The 18,754-nt window shown below is 42.4% G+C and carries 13 protein-coding genes, 2 rRNA genes and 1 pseudogene; 4 read left to right on the top strand and 12 right to left on the bottom strand.

Annotated features, from left to right (window positions below):
- Positions 1 to 29: 29 nt before the first annotated feature.
- The 4 genes and pseudogenes from HXT40_RS00890 to HXT40_RS00875 form a co-directional block, all read right to left on the bottom strand.
- A complete protein-coding gene (locus HXT40_RS00890; protein ID WP_004108195.1) occupies positions 30 to 851 on the bottom strand; it encodes a carbohydrate ABC transporter permease in 822 nt (273 codons plus the stop codon).
- Complete coding sequence (locus HXT40_RS00885) at positions 851 to 1,756, bottom strand: carbohydrate ABC transporter permease (protein ID WP_064621607.1); 906 nt, start codon at positions 1,754 to 1,756, stop codon at positions 851 to 853. The genes HXT40_RS00890 and HXT40_RS00885 overlap by 1 nt, the downstream gene beginning before the upstream one ends.
- Positions 1,757 to 1,840: 84 nt before the next feature.
- Complete coding sequence (locus HXT40_RS00880) at positions 1,841 to 3,112, bottom strand: extracellular solute-binding protein (protein WP_162863161.1); 1,272 nt, start codon at positions 3,110 to 3,112, stop codon at positions 1,841 to 1,843.
- Positions 3,113 to 4,096: 984 nt separating this feature from the next.
- Positions 4,097 to 5,104 (bottom strand): annotated as a pseudogene (locus HXT40_RS00875) (alpha-amylase family glycosyl hydrolase); the annotation flags it as partial.
- Positions 5,105 to 5,584: 480 nt separating this feature from the next.
- On the opposite strand from HXT40_RS00875, the gene HXT40_RS00870 reads away from it, so the two are divergent.
- Complete coding sequence (locus HXT40_RS00870) at positions 5,585 to 6,847, top strand: MFS transporter (protein ID WP_421777256.1); 1,263 nt, start codon at positions 5,585 to 5,587, stop codon at positions 6,845 to 6,847.
- Positions 6,848 to 6,891: 44 nt separating this feature from the next.
- Here HXT40_RS00870 and HXT40_RS00865 read toward each other — a convergent pair whose 3' ends face one another.
- From HXT40_RS00865 to HXT40_RS00850, 4 genes are read right to left on the bottom strand one after another with little or no spacing between them, the layout of a single operon-like run.
- Positions 6,892 to 7,416 (bottom strand): hypothetical protein, encoded by a 525-nt coding sequence (locus HXT40_RS00865; protein ID WP_102703483.1) that lies wholly within the window; start codon positions 7,414 to 7,416, stop codon positions 6,892 to 6,894.
- Between the two features lie 27 nt (positions 7,417 to 7,443).
- Complete coding sequence (locus tag HXT40_RS00860; RefSeq protein ID WP_421777255.1) at positions 7,444 to 8,655, bottom strand: ABC transporter permease; 1,212 nt, start codon at positions 8,653 to 8,655, stop codon at positions 7,444 to 7,446.
- On the bottom strand, positions 8,639 to 9,349 hold the full coding sequence (locus HXT40_RS00855; protein ID WP_004108211.1) for an ABC transporter ATP-binding protein: 711 nt from the start codon (positions 9,347 to 9,349) through the stop codon (positions 8,639 to 8,641). Before HXT40_RS00855 ends, HXT40_RS00860 begins: the two co-directional genes overlap by 17 nt.
- On the bottom strand, positions 9,346 to 10,248 hold the full coding sequence (locus HXT40_RS00850) for an efflux RND transporter periplasmic adaptor subunit (RefSeq protein WP_410310275.1): 903 nt from the start codon (positions 10,246 to 10,248) through the stop codon (positions 9,346 to 9,348). The genes HXT40_RS00855 and HXT40_RS00850 overlap by 4 nt, the downstream gene beginning before the upstream one ends.
- A gap of 475 nt (positions 10,249 to 10,723) precedes the next feature.
- On the opposite strand from HXT40_RS00850, the gene HXT40_RS00845 reads away from it, so the two are divergent.
- The 3 genes from HXT40_RS00845 to HXT40_RS00835 all read left to right on the top strand — a co-directional run bounded on the left by HXT40_RS00845 (position 10,724) and on the right by HXT40_RS00835 (position 13,085).
- Positions 10,724 to 11,395: a response regulator gene (locus HXT40_RS00845; RefSeq protein ID WP_410310274.1), complete on the top strand. Its 672-nt coding sequence runs from the start codon at positions 10,724 to 10,726 to the stop codon at positions 11,393 to 11,395.
- Positions 11,392 to 12,552 (top strand): histidine kinase, encoded by a 1,161-nt coding sequence (locus HXT40_RS00840; protein WP_410310273.1) that lies wholly within the window; start codon positions 11,392 to 11,394, stop codon positions 12,550 to 12,552. Before HXT40_RS00845 ends, HXT40_RS00840 begins: the two co-directional genes overlap by 4 nt.
- A 161-nt stretch (positions 12,553 to 12,713) precedes the next feature.
- Positions 12,714 to 13,085, top strand: coding sequence for a hypothetical protein (locus tag HXT40_RS00835; RefSeq protein WP_004112863.1), 372 nt, complete (start codon positions 12,714 to 12,716; stop codon positions 13,083 to 13,085).
- Between the two features lie 573 nt (positions 13,086 to 13,658).
- Here the strand turns inward: HXT40_RS00835 and HXT40_RS00830 are convergent.
- The 4 genes from HXT40_RS00830 to HXT40_RS00815 form a co-directional block, all read right to left on the bottom strand.
- A complete protein-coding gene (locus HXT40_RS00830) occupies positions 13,659 to 14,060 on the bottom strand; it encodes an XRE family transcriptional regulator (protein WP_116773608.1) in 402 nt (133 codons plus the stop codon).
- A gap of 183 nt (positions 14,061 to 14,243) precedes the next feature.
- The gene (locus HXT40_RS00825; RefSeq protein ID WP_102703492.1) at positions 14,244 to 14,963 is read right to left on the bottom strand and encodes a nitroreductase family protein; all 720 of its coding nucleotides are present in this window, start codon (positions 14,961 to 14,963) and stop codon (positions 14,244 to 14,246) included.
- 257 nt (positions 14,964 to 15,220) lie between these two features.
- Positions 15,221 to 15,337, bottom strand: a 5S ribosomal RNA gene (gene rrf / locus HXT40_RS00820).
- A 179-nt stretch (positions 15,338 to 15,516) separates the two neighbouring features.
- Positions 15,517 to 18,576 (bottom strand): 23S ribosomal RNA (locus tag HXT40_RS00815).
- Between the last annotated feature and the right edge of the window lie 178 nt (positions 18,577 to 18,754).

Below are 18,754 nucleotides of genomic sequence, written 5' to 3'. Positions count from 1 at the left end.
AAACCCCATCCTTAATATTTCTACAATTTCTAATCTTTCATACCCGTATTTGCGATTCCTCTAACGAGCGCACGTTGGAAGAAAAGGAACACAATGATACTTGGTATTGTTGCAGTCAAAGTTCCTGCCATCAAATAATTCCAAGAGGTTCCATAACGCCCTACGAAGGATGCTAAACCAATCTGGATTGTACGAGTTTCATCCGTATTCGTAACCAATAACGGCCAAAGGAAATCATTCCACGCAAAGAGAAAACTGAAAATACCAAGCGTCGCAAACGCTGGATATGACAATGGAACAATCAGTTTGAAGAATATTCCAAACCTGCCACAACCGTCAATGCGCGCTGCCTCATCAAGCTCTCGAGGAATTGTTGCAAAATATTGGCGAAGTAAAATAATGCCAAACACATCTGCAAGTCTAGGAACAACCAAAGCGTACAGCGTATCAACCCACCCCAAATTAGCGACTATCTCATAGGACGGAATAACAATCACAAAATTAGGAATCATCAATGCAGAAAGCAGCAGAATGAATATTGTTTTCTTCAAAGGAAATTCTAAGCGCGCAAAAGCGTAAGCAGCAAAGGCATCAAATATTAAATGTCCTACAACAATTCCTACTGTCATCAATAGCGTATTCCAGTAATATTGTGCAAACGGCGCAGCTTGCCAAGCGTGAATATAGTTTTCCCAATGCCATGATGTAGGAAAAATTGAAGTATTCGTGTATGTTTCAGCACGCATTTGCAAAGAAGTAGTGAACATCCACAAAAATGGAATGATTACTGTTGCTGAACCTAAAATCAGAATCGCATGACGCGCTAAACGCGACCATAATGATGATTTCATTATTCTTCTCCTTGTGCTCCAGAAACTTTCCATTGAACCATCGTCACGCCTAGCACTAGCGCAAGTGTAATAAACGCTATTGCTGTTCCATAGCCAAAATCACCAAGCTTGAACGCATCCCGATACATCATCATGCCAAGCACTTCCGTGCCTCCGCGAGGCCCGCCACCCGTGAGCATGTATGCAAGGTCGAAGGATTGGAAGCTCGTCACCAATGCCTGAACTACTACAAAAAACGTCATTGGAGACAGCAACGGGAAAGTAATCTTCCATAATTTTTGCCACCCAGTAGCTCCATCTAATGCAGCCGCTTCATACACGCTTTTTGGCAATGCTTGTAACGCAGTTAAATACAAAATAGCGTTAAAACCAATATTTTTCCACACGGTCAAAAGAATTAATGCAATAAGCGCAAGCCAGCGATTTTGTAACCAATCTGGTCCGTGTATATTGAATTTCATCAACACACTGTTCACAAATCCAGAAGGATCGAGCATATATTTCCACACAATGGCTGCAGCTACAGAAGATGTAACCACTGGAAGGAAGTAAATACTACGATAAATACTCCTACCTCGTATAGGTGCATCAAGCAAAAGTGCGAGAAATAACCCAGTCAGCACACTTAATACACATACACCAGCAGCATAAATAATTGTTACCATTAAGCTGTTGAAAAACTCAGGATCTTGGAAAAGACGAGCATAGTTTCCCAAGCCAATAAATTTCTTTTCCGGAGAGAATCCATCCCACGATGTTAGTGAAATATATACAGCAGACAACACAGGGTACAGCACGAAACCACCAATAATAAGCACTGCTGGCAACAAGAATACCGCAGCACAAATTACCTGATCTTTCTGGTAGTGCCTGTGCGCAGACTTGAGAAAATGACGTTTTTTCATTACATACTCCTTGATACAAAGAACTCCGATAGCTGAGCCAACTTTATTTCATTCGACCCAGCTATCGGCACAGTATTTATGCAATCAGCCTTTGGCAATCACGTCGTTTACTGCCTTTTCAGCATTCGCAAGCGCTTCGTCAACACTCTGCTCTCCAGCGAAAGCCTTCTCCACAGCCTTTGCAAATTCGAAGGAAATCTTTGGATACAATGGCGTATTTGGACGTGTATGAGCAATCTCCATTTGTTCCACAAACGGAATTAAACGAGGCTGTTCCTTCTTAACCCAATCCAAATACTTATCAGACTTTGCAACACTCTTCGTTACAGGAAGCATGCCAGTCTTTTGCGACCACTTGATCACCTGTTCTGGCTGCAAGAACCAATTCAAGAACTCGCCAGCAGCCTTGGCACGAGCGTCAGAATTGTGGAAGACGATTGCTTGTTCACCACCGAGATTGGTTGCCTCCTTACCATCCTTTGGATGAGGGGCTTTTGCTACACCGAAATCAAATGGTGGATCTGGCGCCCAGATGCCAACCATCCAGCTACCTTCCTGAGCAGAACCACCCTTGCCCTTTTCAAATTCGCCCCACTTAGCATATGGACTCACGCCGCTCTTGATAAGATCCATCCAGAAGTTCATAGCCTTCTTGCCTTCTGGCGTATTGAATGCAGCCTTAGAATTATCCTTCGTCAAGAATTCGCCACCAGCTTGCCACAAGTTGACCTGGAAGTTCCAAGTTAAACCTTCGCCGTTATCTCCTGCTTGAGTAAGCAAATCATACCCTGGCTTGCCCGTCTTTTCCTTGATTGTCTTGGCAACTTTCTTCAACTCATCCCATGTTTGCGGTGGCTTGTTAGGATCTAACCCAGCTTCTTTATAAACATCCTTGTTGTACATGTACGCAAGATTATTAGCAGTCACTGGCACAGAAACTTGTTTGCCGCCAATATGACCATAGTCAATCAATGCAGGAGTCACATCATCGAGCGTTTTCGAGCTGATAACCTTAGAAAGATCAGTCAAATTGCCCATTTTTGCAATCTGTGGCACCCATACCAAATCACTTATAGAAATATCTGGCAAGCTCTTCGACGAAGCCGATGCACGAAGCTTCGTCATAAAATCAGAATTCGGGACGCTCGCAGTCTTAATATTAATATTTTTATGCGAAGCATTAAAATCCTTCACCATTGCATCAAAGGTATCAGCATTAGCGCCATCCCAATAATGCCAAATGGTAAGCGATGTTGCACCATTAGCGTCGGACGATTTTGCACTACCGCACGCACTTACGCTAATAATCATTGCAGCAGCACCAATCAGTGCACATATTTTTGTAAGTTTCTTCATTGTAACCTTCTTTTTATATTCATATGTTAACTTGCACTCATTTTGCATTTAGAAAATGGATGACGAACTATTCTCTAAAGCATCAGAAAACAAACTAATAATTTTTGTATTCTTTGTTGTATGACTACATAACAAGCAAACAGTTTTTTAATTGCCACAAACACTGGCTCATATAAATCTACATGTCATGTTCACACAGACACCAAATCAAAAATGCATGCTTGTTTCTACCTCCTCCCCTCCAACTCCGAAGACATTATCTTTAGACACCCACTGTTTGTCATCAAGCAATGCCTTAAATTGGAACTTTTTACCTTTAGGTATTCTTTCCATTTCAAATTCCCATATGTCGTTACCCAAATAATGACATGCACGACCATAATTCCAAGAAAGTGGATAAGTATCTCCTCTTACAGTTAGCGAATGACCTAAAGGAACATTCGCATGAACCATAATCTTCGTAAGATTCCGACGAACTGGGTGATACTCAGAAGTAGACGTCTCTGCGGCAAAAATAGCGACATCATGCGAAGATAATAGCACCTTAATCTGTTTACCGGTTACTCCTCCTGGCACAACAGTTGCCTTACGATTCGTATTCATCATATCTGTCAAAACAGTTCCTACAGAGATATGACTTTCTGCTCTAAGAGGTATAGTAACCATCTTTTCACCCCAAGTATTATGAGCAACTGTAATAACCTCATCGCTATTATCCTTGGCCATACGAGAGAAAGCATACACATCTTTGGCAGACCACATCTCAAGTTGACGACCTGTCCTCAATGAAGTGTGCTTACGACGAATCTCTGTTAATCGTTTAATATGCTGGTATAACGGAGATTTAGTGTTAAACGATTTCATATCTTTACGATTATCCTTATTTGCAATAGGGACTTCTGAACCATTGCCATTACCGTCATCAGCCTGTTCAGTGCCATAATAAATAATTGGCAAACCACGGGTAGTCATCATAAACGACAAGGCAGAACGTAAACGTTGATAATCATCATTTGCCCAAGTCAAAAACCTTGCTCTGTCATGATTATCAATAAATGTCTCTAATTGGTTTGGATTCCTATATTTCGTATCCTGCGAAAATAGCTTCCCTAAGTCACGCATATCCGTGTCTGCTGAAAAAGTTCTACGCACAGTGAAGAAATAAGGAAAATCTAATGCACCCCATTCGTAGTTTTGGTAATCAGCAACATAATCAACATCGCCAACAAATATTTCTCCAAATGATGGAACCCCAACTTCTTTCTCAAATTTCTTTAACCAAGGTTTCGGGATAGAACGAGCAGCATCTACTCTCATTCCATCAAAGCCCATATCAATCCAATCTTTATATGTCTTAATAAGATATTTAGAGACTTGCGGATTAGACTGATCAAGATCGTCTAAACCACCAAGATCACATTGCTCTATATCAGACTGCGATTCAGTATTATCGAATTTACAATCACCAAAATGATGATAAAATGCTGGATTATTCAAAAACCCTTCTGGATGATATGCCCCATTATATTTACGAGCATAAGCATCAAGATAGTCTGACGTGTGATTTGGCACAACATCGAGAATCATCTTTAATCCACGATTATGAGCTTCATTAATAAGCCTTTGCAAATCAGCTCTACTACCAAAATGTTTATTTGGTGTTGCAAAATCTTTAGTGAAATAACCATGATAGCTTGCTTCTTTACCGTCTTTTGACAACGGTTCTTGTTCAGACACAGGAGAAATCCAAATTGCAGTAACACCCAACCCTGCTATATAGTCCAAATGATTAGTTAGACCTTTCCAGTCGCCACCATGATAAAAACCTAAATCATTAGGGTTATATTCACCATGACCAAAATCATTGTTGGATGAATCACCATCCGCAAATCTATCAACTAAGACTTGATAAATAACATCACCTTCTTCCAATGGTCGCACACTATGAGCAGTGTTCGCAAAAGCAGAAGTAGATGAATTAAAAAGTAACATTACACTAATAAAAAATGAAACTATAAAAAATAAAATCCTACGCATAAATGCGCTAAACTTCATCGCTCGAGAGTTCATTTCAGTCTCCTTTGAACCGTAATGTTAAACTCTTGTAAATCAATTTACTACATTGTTAAACAAACGTCAATCCCTTAAAATAATTACATGTTATCTACTTGCTACGCTTGCAAACACTTCGTGACGCAATGGGCAAACTCTCCAACTTCCTCTCCTACTATCGTCAGTAATTATTTATGCATCTTGCTTGCAAGCCGCAGCGATGCAAGTCACAACACAAACAACAAAGCGCAAAAGTACGTACATTCCGGAGTAGTTAAGGGTAGTTCGAAGTAGTTAAGAGTAAAACACCGCAAGAAAACACTAATTTCACTCACAGTCCAGAAAAAGGTGTATATCAATAGGCATATATCATTCAGAATATGAAAGACATTCATAACATGAAAGAAAAAAGAGAAAGAAATGAACGCTGCGGCACGGATTCACACAACTCTTATTATTGCCGTTTTATCACTTAATGCTTTTCTTTTAACAAGCTGTAGATTTGGCGTAAGCCTATATCTTTTAATACATGTTGACTTATCTCACGCAGCGCTTAACGCGGTATCGGTAGCGCTTATGACCTGCATAGCAGCACCGCTTGGCGGTATTATCGCAGATAAATATCCACCAACTAGATTGTTTATAGCTCTAACGTTCTGTTTTGCCTTGTTGTGTGCTGGATATGGTTTCGCTTTAGTAGCACAGCATAATCTTATTGCTATTATGGTTACGCTACTCGGCATAATATTCGGGTTCTTTACTGCATTTTCTTCACCTAATCAAAAAGTATTGATGGCGTATAGCGTACCGACTGGCGAAAAAACCAAATTTTTAGCAAGCATGCGCATGTGGATTAATCTCAGCAGGCTTGCTGCACCTGCGATTACTGGCATATTTGTTGATATATGCAATCCGCTCATTTTCTTTACGAGCATTGCTATTGTGATGATATTAGCGGCGCTACCTCTACTGTTAGTTAATCTAAGCCAGCAAGCACAAAATAGCGCAAACAATACGAAGACAGGAAGCAATAAAACTGCTGGTTTTGCAGCCTCTCTACACTATATGAAATCTACACCATGGTTAATAGTCTTAGGAGCAGTATCAGCATTACAATCTGGATCATGGCTTGCTGCATTTAGACTAATGGGAGCACACCATTGTCTCACGCTTTTTCATTCGGCATCCACATGGGGATCAATAGTCAGCATATTTAACATTGGCATGATTGTAGGTTCAGTATTATGCAAATATATTGTGCTACATTATGAGATTTTATACTCCATTTTATTACCTGGATTCCTTTCTATTCCTTTACTTATTTTCGCACTTAATAATTGGATTGCTCTTTTTCTTTGCTCTGCTTTCATTGCAGGTATTATTTTTGACGCCACTATTGTCTATGGGCAAACAGCTCTTCTCGACGGCATACCAACACGCATTCTCGGCGCAACTACTACTTTTACTTCTATTATGGAGCAATGCGGCATTATCGTAGGGTATGCAAGCGTACTAGCATGGGGAAATCTAAATTCATCATTATTCATAATGATTGCTTCTGGCGTAATACTTATTTCAACAGGTATAGCCTTATGGATTATTCAAGCTCGTAAACAAACATACCCATCAATGCTTACCAAAGATTATTGGACACCATCAACATGGGTAAAAAGAAGCATATAACAAGCCATTTAGCGCGACAGCGCAACAAAGCTATACAAATGCAATTACATCACAGGACAATTAGTTTGCACATCCTGTTGGAATCCTGATGGATCTCCAAGTTTTGCTTTACGCATGTGCTCTTTGAAAAAGTTTCGCGTTGCATCATCACAACGATCTGGACCCATAAACGGCATGCTAGGCACTTTTTCAAGCTCATGCAAAGCTTTACTTGCCGCTTGTTCATCACTAGCATACGTGTCTAGCCATTGCCGCTCCCAAGCACACTGATAATAATTAGATGCTTGCGTATCGCCATATCCACTCTGGAACTGACTGTCTTTTTCTTCTCCAACCAAGTTTGCAGGAGCTTTATATTTTTCAGGCCAACTAAGCTTTGCCACAGATTCCTGATATTCCTTCTCTATATGAGCAAAATCAACAATCTCTCTAGGCGAACTATTTTGCGAGCGCGCGCCACCCATACCACTCGCATTATTGTTGTCTACTCCTCCACAAGCATTGAACATAAGAAGCGCACTAAGCACACCAACAATAAGAGTTGCTTTACCAATAGTATGATTATTCATTATTCCTTCTTTCTTATTTTTTGAAAATTAACGCAATGCTAATGCTGGTTGTAAACGCGATGCTTTTATTGCCGGCACCACACTTCCAGCAAGTGCTGTGATAAAAGCCGCAATAACAGCTCCAATAGCGGCTTCATATGGGTAAACTGGCGGACTAACTGGGCTTGATGCATCCCAAAAACTTGATGCTATAGACACAAGACCAAAAGAAACAGCGACGGCAGCAATCGAGACTATTAGTGCTAAAATAATCGCACTGCCTAACACGAGTGAAGCAATCGACCATCTAGTAGCACCCAAAGCTCTGCGTATAAGAAGTTCATGTGTGCGCTGCTCCAACGATGCTAAACCAATATTGATTAAACCTAGCGCGGAAACAAAAAGCAATAATGCTGCTACGATAGCAAAACTTAATTGCAATACTGTTATCACATTCTCGTAATCATCACTATTATCATGTCTTCTAATTTCGTTTACTTGCCCACCACAACAGTCATAAAGAGCATCTGAAACATAAGATTTAATTGATTTTTGAGAACGATTTTCTTTATTTAACCAGTAGATTGAGCCGTGAGTTTCTTTTTCAGAATATTCCCAAAGAGTTGGAGCGTAACGTAACAAGCCTAGAATATTCACGTATGCTTTTGCTGAGTCTACGCCATCGTTCACAACTCCAACAATCCTTATAGGACTCATTTGTGTTGTTTTGCGAGAAGTAATAAATGCTACTTCACCAATCTTGTATCTTTTGCTAGCAGATTGGTTTACTACCATTTCTAATGCGTTGCTTTTAGCGCTATTACTAAACCATCTTCCACTTACAATAGGTAAGTTATAAACTTTATTGTATCCTGACGTAGTGTAAACAGCATCAACATATTGAAGATTGCTAGTTTTATATTCTTCGCTTATTTTTACGCTCTTCAAAGCTGGCATAGAAGCGCTAAACAGTAGCCCAGTGTTTGGTTGTAGCATAACGTTAGCGTTACGATTTGCGGATTCAATGCGATTTAAGAATTTGTTAAATACTGAATATTCGTCAAAATTTTGTGCTGAAAAAGTAATCTCGTATGTTGGTCTACGACCGTTTAGCTGTTCGTTAGTTGCAATAAGATAGTCCTTACCAACCGTGCCAATAAGCACTGACGCAATAACGGTAACGATGCCAATAAATATTGAAAAACCTGTGAGGAAGGATCTCATAGGAGACAGGCGCAAATCTTTAAGCAGCATAATCATAAAGAACACCGCTTTCCATAGTAAAAATGTGAGAGCAAGAACGAGCCACTTTCATATCATGAGTGACTAATAGTAATGTTGTTCCAGATTCTTGAACACGATCATGCAACACTTGAAGCACTTTTTCTCCCGTACTACTATCGAGCGCACCAGTTGGCTCATCGCAAATAAGTAATTCGGGATTAGTAACGAGAGCACGCGCTATCGCAACTCTCTGTTGTTCACCGCCTGATAGCCTTCCAGGGTATTCATTTAGTTTATCTTGCAATCCAACAGCACATAATGCTTCTTCTATCGTTTTTCTTCTTGTCTGCTTGCTTTGTTGTAGTCCTGCGTATAAAAGCGGCAACTCAACATTTTCTCTAATGCTTAAATGCTTAATAAGCGAATAGTTTTGAAAAACAAAACCAATATTTCGAGCGCGCATATGCGATACTGTAGCATCACTACACTTTTGGATTGATTTGCCAGAATAATAGTATTTTCCAGTAAAATTTTTATTCAAAAATCCAATAATAGAAATAAGACTTGTTTTGCCGGAGCCAGACCTGCCAACTACCGCGTATGTTTCACCTTGATTAAGTAACATAGAAGCAGAGTTGACAGTGGTAAGCCATTCGCCATTGCCTAGTTTTACACGCGCTGACACGTCTTGTAGTTCAACCAGTGGAACAGGATTGTTCTCCATAATCATTGCACTCCTGGAATGAGATCAGGAGAAACACCTGCTACAACATCACCCTCATGCAAACCAGACGTAATTTCAATATTAGCGCCGTCACTGATTCCAAGACCAACTTCTTTACGCTCCCAATTATCGCCTTTCTTGTATGAGACTAATCCTTTTTGGACTCTTCCAGCAACTGCACTAACAGGCAGAGTTAGAACCGATTGTTTATGCTTGCCATTAAAAACAAGCGTCGCATTTTGGCCTGATTCTACTTCTGTGCTTTTATCTATTAAACACGTTAAAACTTTTGACGATACACTAGGCGTACTTTGCGCACTCGACTCATCTGTTTGAGTTGAATCAGCATTATCATTCTTGCTACTACCCGAAGCTGCAACATCTGTAGAAGTTCCACCGCTTTGTACTATTTGCAAACAATTGGTTGGCCCAACACCATCTTCAACTTGGAAGCGACCTTTAATATCTGCAATATCCGCAGAACGAAGTAAAGCTTTTGCGTTAAGGCTTATTGAAAAACCTTCATATTTAAGAGTAAATAGCGGGAAAGATTTAGGCACGTCCGCAGATGATTCAGCCACTGACACAACTTTAGCGTCTACTGGAGCAATAACTTTGTTATCAGCATTGTAGCCTAAAATACTTCCAGCTTTTACAGCACTTCCTGCTTTTACCGATGGAGAAAAATTCCCTCTACTTACAGCAGTGATAACAAAGGTAGACGATTGCTCTATTGTTGCTTTACCCGACACAACTTGTGTTAAAGGCTGTTTTTTGACTGAAATAAGTGGAACTGAATCATGCGATGCCTGCTGTTGACTATCATCAACTGCCCTACCAGAGCATGCAGTAAGCAAACACACTGGCAGCGCAGCAAGCAAGAGTACTTTCGTAAACTTACGCATAACACAAATCTCCTTACTCGCCAAACTCGTAAACGCATAGGATGCGTCGAAACAAGCCTCTCAAACTGATCCAAAATAAATAAAGTGCTTGATAATGCTACGATTGACGCTTTTATGATTGACACTTTATTGAGGATTTCAGCTTTTGCTTAATAGCCTATAACCTCCGTAAAGAGTTTGCATCACACTAAATGATGATTTTATTTATGATTCTTGAAGCTTGTGTAATACCAGAGAATGATTTGTTTTGCATAGAGTTTATACACTACTGAGCAACTTGCTTGTGCATAGCCCCAACCGCATTGCATTAAATCACTAAGATTTAAGCGAGCTTATTCGCTGCGGAGTAACCCCCGTAAGCTCTCAGCGCCTACCTTTATAAGATTACCTTTGTAAAGGTTTTCCTAGACAAGATATTCATCATACAAATTCAAGTACTATTATTACTTAAATAATGCTTTTCTAAAGGAGCAATATGATAGCAAAGCATATTACTGTTGGCATTGTTGATGATGATTGTTTTTGTCTACACGGCCTAAAAACATATATTGAACAGGTTGTTCCGTCCTGCAGTATTTGCTGGTTATCCGCGTACGCCGATCAAGCAATTCAGTTTTGTCAAAATCAATGCCCAGACGTGCTGCTAATTGACATGTATATGTCTGGGGTTTCGGGAATTAAAATATTATACGAATTGCGAAGAAGATACTCACTCCCAATAATAATTGCTATAACTTCATTCCCTATAAACGATTATGCTTTAAAAGCATCAACAGCAGGCGCACAAGGCATTGTTGGAAAGAACCACCCAGAAACTATTTGCGCCATGCTTAGCAGTATTGCCCACGGCACATTCAAGCCACAAATAATAGGAGATCTTCATTTTGACGACACGACGACAGCATTTCAACGTTTGCAAAATAAGCCAAAAAATGGACGCCTTGCTTTAACGGATCATGAGACTGAAATTGTAAAGTTGTGCAGTAAAGGAATGACTAATGCGCAAATCGCTAAACATTTATTTGTTGAAACTTGTACTGTGGAAACTATACTTCGTCGCGTGTTCAAAAAATTGAATGTGACAAATCGTTCACAACTTATTACTACATGGCTGCATGATGAATATTTAGGAAATGATACACAATGATTATTTTCTTAATGCGTCGTTTACGAGAAAAGCTTATTGACAATAAAACATTTTTACTATTGGGATGTTTGTCGAGCGCAATGGATGCGTATATTTACTCGAATAGCGACAATAGCACAATACAACTTGTTATAGTTTACATGATTCTTGCTGCTATAAATCTGTTCCTTTGCTTGCTTCCGCATTTTATGAGCATGTGCTATATTTTTGTGCATCTCAGCATTCTTGCTATTCCTAGTCTGAATCTTCCACCAGTAACTTTCGGGCTCATCATATCATTTGTTTTTATTTCGTATTTATATCCGATTCAATTTACACTACCTTTATTCTTAGTAATAGACGCATTACACTACGTTGCATACCGATACCTATCAACTTTATCTTTCAAGTATCTTATTGCTTACCTTTTAATAAATATATTTTGCGTTTGCACTGGTATTATTTTGCGTATTTCTCACCAAAAAATGGTTCTTTATGAAAAAGATAAGCAAACAATTAATAATCTTCATCTGGCTGTGCGAATGCACGATAGATTAACTAATAAGATTGCAGATATTGCACTACAAAGTAAAATAGCATTACTTGACAAGTCTATTTCTAAAAAACAGCGAAGTGCTATTGAGGCAATAAATGATTTGGCAGATCAGGCTTTTGAAGAAGGACATAATATTATCGACATTCTACGCGGAAATACTGCTAAGCAAGATGCTCGAAGCGAGTTCATTCAGCACATTGAAGATACACTACAAATGAACGACTCAATCAATGAATCATGTGGATTAAAAGGAAGATCCATATGCAATATATCTAGTAACGATATTCCTGAAGCCATTAGCGATGAAATCATCTGTGAAGTTATTGAATTAATCGAAGAGCTATATTTGAACATGCGAAAATATGCTTCTTTAGTTTATTACATCAGAATTTCGATACGTAAAAAACAAATTGTTATAAAACAGTTCAATGTTCGATTTTTGGGTGGGAAAAGTAAAGATGCGATTCGCGCAGTATCTCAAAAAGGACTTCTGCTTCATCGCGATACCCTAAAGCATTTAGGCGGTTCACTTTATTTTCGAGCCTTTGGCAAGTATTGGGAATGTAATGCAGTTATCCCTTTAAAAAATGAACATAACTGTATAAATAGTATACTTTACTGATTCAGTTTAAAAGATTAATGAATCTTGAGTAGTTTTAATTAGTAATTATTTGTAAAGGTTTTCATATACAAGATATTGTTTACCTTTTAGCGCGCCATTAATTTATAAATTGTAAAGGTTTTATATACGCAATTATTTTCTTGTATTAGAAGGAGAAGAATATGAGTAATTTAGAAGATACAAAAGCACAAATTCCGTCCGTATTTTGGACAATAGCCAATGGCGTATTTCTTGCTAGCGGAATTGCGCTGATTGTAATGCGTAATGATTATCTATGGGGAGTGCCTCAAATTATCGCTGGATTATTTGGACTTGCAACCATGTTTCTCATTAAAAAACCGTGGTGCGCGCAACTATATTTTATCGTATCCTCACTAGCTGTAATAGCAAATGGGCTTATGGAAATATTCGGCATAATCCACGGATCTGGATACGGTTATGTTCCGCTGATTATTGGTATAATCGTGCTTTTATTTATAGGCCTTGACAAGGATGAAAGTTCAAAAGCTCTTGGAATTGCCAAGAATAAATAAAAGCATTAGATTGCGATTTTAACTTAAAAACATATCGCAATTTTCAAAGGTCAAGTTGTAGCCATGCATCCTACGGCTTGACCTTTACTTATTTATCCGTTATTTATTTGTTTTGCATAGAGTTTATACACTACTGGGGTTATAGGTCAAAAAGTGTGTAAAACTAAGCTGATGAGTATTCTGTGGCATAAACTAGTCTCAGCACTGTTAAAAACTCAGTCAAGTATCTTAAGAAAGTAACGGTTATATGTTACTGGTGCAGTACGTAATCTGCGTTAGTAACAGCCTTTGACGATTTATTGTTAAATACTCAGCTAATACATGCTTCGAACGCCGCTTAACATAAGAAATAACCCACATTCGATATACTGCGAGCCTTACTGCTATAAGGGTTATGAGCTTATTTTTACACACTTTTTGTCCAGGTGGCGAATGTGCAGAAAACAGATTCGATTACCGCAAAACCCTTGTATTGCAAGGTCTAAGACATGATTTCTTACACACTTTTTGGCCTATAACCCCACTACTGAGCAACTTACTTGCGCATAGTCTCAACCACATTGATTTGAATCACTAAGCTTTAAGCGAACTTATTCGCTGCGGAGTAACCCCCGTAAGCTCTGCAACATCACGAACCGTCAAGCCCTGATTCCTTAGTATGTGAACCGTTTCACGCATAAGCATAGATGCCTCTTGCTGAGTTTTTATAGCTGCAGATTTTGCATCTAGCATGCGCTGAAGCATAAGCTCATCTTGCTCACTAAGTTTCGGAGTTACTTTCACGCCATTGACTTTAACATTTAAAGTTGCAGCAGCGTCTTTTACCATTGCTGCAACCTGATCAAGTCTACGTACTTGAGTAAACAATCCTGGTATTTCTGGCACTTCTATAGCCCACCAGCCATCGCATCTGCGAGCTATAGCGGTCACCATTTGCAAACAAGTCGTTGCATTATCATGCTCAGTAGCACTCATTGATTAAGTCTTTTCTCCAACTCTTTTCGCTTCACGCATATAAGTGTGTGCCTATTTATCAATTCAGTAAATAGGCGTTGCATACAAAAAAATCGTATAAATCCATAACCGCAATGTGCGCAATTCTATCTGATATTTTCCAAAGTACTTTGGGTTTTGCAAGATAGATTGGTTTTTGTGGAACTACTTTTCTTGCGCAAGTTCGATTGGCGGATGCTCCGCACGGAAAGCATTTACGTGCGCTTCAGACGCATACCCTAGCGCAAAACCAGTAATAAGCGCATACTCCGGCGGAATGTCAAATACTTCGTCAAGCGGTGAACGCCACGTGGCAAGAACGCCAAGCGGGCATGAATCTACGCCTTGATCTTTAGCAGCCAACAGTAACGTTTGCAGCATAATTCCAGCATCCAGCGCAGCAAATGGCAGAAAATCACGACGCACAAGCACAAATCCCATAACTGGCGCACCAAACGCCTGGAAGTTGCGCAAAGTGTGAGCATCTCGAGCAGGAAAATCTTTGCGATCAATATTTAAATGTTTATACAACGCCAACCCTAAACGCGCACTGCGCTCTTTAAGCGATTGCGGATACGGAGCCATTACAGGAAAATCTCCATCCGGCTGGCTCATTTTCTGAGCTATCATGCGCTCGTCTTCGCTAAGGGTAGCGTCTTTAGTACGAAACATTGCTTTGCATTTTTGCACATATGCGTCGATTAGCTGCTGCTTTAGTTCTCCTTGAGCAATAGCGAGCATGTAGCCACGAGTGTTGGACCAGCTCGGTGATTGTGCAGCTGTTTGTAAAATAGTTTCAAGTATTTTAGAATCGACTGGCTTATTTAGAAAATCACGTGCAGAAAATCGCGACTTTGCGAGTGCTTCAAAAGTTTGTGTAGTCATGCTTTTAGTATATCGCACCAAATACGCACGCAGTACTTTCCTCGCGTTTGCGCGGCGACCTGCTTGAGCGCAGCATTGCGCGCGCGAAAGCAATTCGGAGCGTGAGCTTGCTCAGACGGAAAGTCCAGTGGACTTTCCGTGCAAGCTCAGCAGTGAGCGCTTATAGCGCAAGCGTTGTCCAGAGTTTGGAGGATTACAAAAACAGTAGTATACGAAAATAAAAAAGCGGGGAGTGAAAACTCCCCGCTAGAAAAATAATGCGGCAGCGTGCTAGTCTCCCACACCCTATCGAGTGCAGTACCCTCGCCGTGTCAGGCCTTAGCTTCCGGGTTCGGAATGGGACCGGGCGTCTCACCTGAGCCATGACCACCGCAAAACTAGATTATACACTCACGAGCTGTGAGTGGCAACACGTGGCGGTTTGGGAACCGGACATGAACGCGAATAAAAACTCTCTTACCAACTGATCGTTAAGCAAAACATTCAGTACTCATTAACGCTAGAAGAATAATACTCATGAGAAACTCACCCTCCCCACTCACAAAAGTGAGGAAGAATGTCACCATCGCCCGTTAGTACTAGTCAGCTCCACCCCTTACAGGGCTTCCACATCTAGCCTATCAACCACGTGTTCTACATGGGGGCTCACACACTAAAGTGCAAGGAATGCTTATCTTGGAGCAGGCTTCCCGCTTAGATGCTTTCAGCGGTTATCCCTTCCGAACGTAGCTAACCGGCAGCGCCACTGGCGTGACGACCGGCATACCAGAGGTTCGTCCACCCAGGTCCTCTCGTACTATGGGCAGGTCTCCTCAACATTCCAACGAGCGCAGAGGATAGAGACCAAACTGTCTCACGACGTTCTGAACCCAGCTCGCGTGCCGCTTTAATCGGCGAACAGCCGAACCCTTGGGACCTGCTCCAGCCCCAGGATGCGACGAGCCGACATCGAGGTGCCAAACCATCCCGTCGATATGGACTCTTGGGAATGATCAGCCTGTTATCCCCGGGGTACCTTTTATCCGTTGAGCGATGCCACGTCCGTACGCCGGCACCGGATCACTATCTCCGACTTTCGTCCCTGCTCGACCCGTCAGTCTCACAGTCAAGCCCGCTTGTGCGATTACACTCAACACCCGATTGCCAACCGGGCTGAGCGGACCATTGAGCGCCTCCGTTACTCTTTAGGAGGCAACCGCCCCAGTTAAACTACCCGCCAGGCACTGTCCCTGACACGGATAACGTGTCGAGGTTAGACGCCAGATATGGAAAGAGCGGTATTTCACCTGTCGACTCCACGCAAGCTAGCGCCCACGCTTCACAGCCTCCCGCCTATGCTACACGATCCACACCTAACGACAATACCAAGGTATAGTAAAGGTCCCGGGGTCTTTTCGTCCTTCTGCGCTTAACGAGCATCTTTACTCGTACTGCAATTTCGCCGGGCTCCTGGCCGAGACAGTGGGGAAGTCGTTACGCCATTCGTGCAGGTCGGAACTTACCCGACAAGGAATTTCGCTACCTTAGGATGGTTATAGTTACCACCGCCGTTTACCGGGGCTTAAATTCACCGCTTCACCGAAGCTAACGGATCCTCTTAACCTTCCGGCACCGGGCAGGCGTCAGAGCGTATACAGCGGCTTACGCCTTCGCACGCTCCTGTGTTTTTGGTAAACAGTCGCTACCCCCTAGCTTGTGCCACCCCCAACAGCTCCGCTTGTAAAAAACATCACCATCAGGGGTCTCCCTTATGCCGAAGGCACGGGAGTAATTTGCCGAGTTCCTTGGCCAGGATTCGCCCGATCGCTTCGGTATACTCTACCAGACCACCAGTGTCGGTTTAGGGTACGAGCGGAATCACACCTCACGTTGAAGCTTTTCTTGGCAAGCAGGATCACCGGAATCAGCCTTACAGCCTACCCATCACGCCTCAGCTTTAACACCCCCCGGATTTACCTAGGAGACAGCCCACACGCTTAGCCACGGAAAACCACCTCCGCAGCCGGCTACCTACCCGCGTCACTCCCACGCTAACCTACTACCGATACAGTCCCAACACAAACCAGCCAACAACCCCGAAAGGCAATCAACCAGCAAATGAAGGTTAGTACTCTCAGATTCAGTTCGAACGGTGTAACACCGGTACGGGAATATCAACCCGTTCATCCATTCGACTACGCCTGTCGGCCTCGCCTTAGGACTCGACTCACCCGGGGACGACGAACGTGGCCCCGGAACCCTTAGTCATTCAGCGGACGGGATTCACACCCGTCTCTCGCTACTCATGTCTGCATTCTCACTCCTGTAAAGTCCACGACAAGTTCACACTGCCGCTTCACCCCATACAGGACGCTCTCCTACCCCGCATGAAACAAATCATGCAGCCGCGTCTTCGGTGGCGTGCTTAAGCCCCGCTACATTGTCGGCGCGGAACCACTAGACCAGTGAGCTGTTACGCACTCTTTCAAGGATGGCTGCTTCTGAGCCAACCTCCTGGCTGTCTATGCGACTCCACATCCTTTCCCACTTAGCACGCGCTTCGGGACCTTAGACGACGATCAGGGCTGTTTCCCTTTTGACGACGGAGCTTATCCCCCGCCGACTCACTGCCGTGATAAACCTAACAGGTATTCGGAGTTTGGCTGCTATTGGTACCCGGTATGGGCCCGCAAGCATCCAGTAGCTCTACCCCCTGTAAGCAATAACACGACGCTGCACCTAAATGCATTTCGGAGAGAACCAGCTATCACGGAATTTGATTGGCCTTTCACCCCTAACCCCAAGTCATCCCCCCAGTTTTCAACCTAGGTGGGTTCGGTCCTCCACACGGTCTTACCCGCGCTTCAACCTGCTCAGGGCTAGATCATCCCGCTTCGGGTCCAGGACATGCGACTCAAACGCCTTTTAAAACTCGCTTTCGCTACGGCTCCCCCACCCGGGTTAGCCTCGCCACATACCACTGACTCGCAGACTCATTTTTCGATAGGCACGCCGTCACCCCACAAAGAAGGCTCCGACGGATTGTAAGCGCACGGTTTCAGGAACTATTTCACTCCCCTCCCGGGGTGCTTTTCACCTTTCCCTCACGGTACTAGTACACTATCGGTCAGACAGGAATACTTAGGCTTACCCAACGGTCTGGGCAGATTCACGCGGGATTCCACGAGTCCCGCGCTACTTGGGAATAAACATAAAGAGACATCGCACGACAAGCTACGGGGCCATCACCCTCTACGGCTGGGAATTCAATCCCATTCACCTAGCACGACATTTTATCACTCTCCTCAACCCCGTCAGAGGCTGAACAGTCCATCCCACGACCCCGAATGCGCAACACCTGACGGCTATCACACGCACCCGGTTTAGCCTGATCCGCTTTCGCTCGCCACTACTCACGGAGTATCCTTTCCTGCAGGTACTGAGATGTTTCACTTCCCTGCGTACCCCCCACAAAAACTGTGGTGACCACTCATAACAGTGGCCGGGTCTCCCCATTCGGAAATCCTCGGATCAAAGCCCACTCGGCAGCTCCCCGAGGCATATCGCAGCCCGTCACGTCCTTCATCGGTCCTGTCTACCAAGGCATCCACCATACGCCCTTACCAGTGACAAACACTAAAGTAAGAACCCATCAGCAAAATTCTCTAGACAAAAAATCATCACACTAAACGATCACAAAACGATCAAGCGACTCCAACAAAAGGAGCCGGTTGAAATTGATAAAAGCAAAAAAATCGAAACAAAAAAAGTTTCGCATTTTACTCGCGTCCACTATCCAGTTCTCAAACCAC

The sequence above is a fragment of the Gardnerella sp. DNF01180P genome, assembly GCF_049244205.1.
GTDB lineage: Bacteria > Actinomycetota > Actinomycetes > Actinomycetales > Bifidobacteriaceae > Bifidobacterium > Bifidobacterium swidsinskii.
Note: the sequence above shows the minus strand (reverse complement) of the source record. Positions and strands in the feature narration are given on the sequence as shown.